1 rRNA gene is annotated in these 403 nt (G+C 63.0%); it reads left to right on the top strand.

What is annotated here, in order from left to right:
- Positions 1–403 (top strand): 16S ribosomal RNA (locus tag VU18_RS16895); the annotation flags it as partial.

Below are 403 nucleotides of genomic sequence, written 5' to 3'. Positions count from 1 at the left end.
AGGCGGCCTTTGGCTGTCACTTGCGGATGGGCCCGCGGCGCATTAGCTAGTTGGTGAGGTAACGGCTCACCAAGGCGACGATGCGTAGCCGGCCTGAGAGGGTGACCGGCCACACTGGGACTGAGACACGGCCCAGACTCCTACGGGAGGCAGCAGTAGGGAATCTTCCGCAATGGGCGAAAGCCTGACGGAGCGACGCCGCGTGAGCGAAGAAGGCCTTCGGGTCGTAAAGCTCTGTTGTGAGGGACGAAGGAGCGCCGTTCGAAGAGGGCGGCGCGGTGACGGTACCTCACGAGGAAGCCCCGGCTAACTACGTGCCAGCAGCCGCGGTAATACGTAGGGGGCGAGCGTTGTCCGGAATTATTGGGCGTAAAGCGCGCGCAGGCGGTTCCTTAAGTCTGAT

It is taken from the genome of Geobacillus sp. ZGt-1 (assembly GCF_001026865.1).
Classification (GTDB): domain Bacteria; phylum Bacillota; class Bacilli; order Bacillales; family Anoxybacillaceae; genus Geobacillus; species Geobacillus thermoleovorans.
The sequence above is the reverse complement of the archived record's forward strand: the minus strand, read 5'-3'. Positions and strand labels throughout refer to the sequence as shown.